The 245-nt window shown below is 72.7% G+C and carries 1 protein-coding gene; it reads right to left on the reverse strand.

Annotated features, from left to right (window positions below):
• A partial coding sequence (locus SB773_RS33960; RefSeq protein ID WP_410594889.1) for an inositol monophosphatase family protein occupies positions 1-245 on the reverse strand: 245 nt, incomplete at both ends.

Here is a 245-nt window from a genome sequence, read left to right on the forward strand (position 1 = left end):
CTCGTGGGTCGCGGGGTCGTAGCCGAAGCCGGTGCCCAGGAGCGCTCCCGCCGGAGTCTCCTCGGTCACCGCGAGCCGGCTCCCTTCCCACCATGCCCCGTGGCCACGGGCTGCCGTGAAGATCTCCCCGAGCGCGGGCGCGTTGACGGCGGCGGCGAGTGCCACCCAAGTCTCCGGGTCGGGTTCGCCCTGCACCGCGGCGATGCTGACGTTGTACGCCGGGATGCCGTAGGCGTAGTTCACCG

Source organism: Bacillus sp. SIMBA_074 (assembly GCF_046534555.1).
Lineage (GTDB): Bacteria > Bacillota > Bacilli > Bacillales > Bacillaceae_G > Bacillus_A > Bacillus_A mycoides.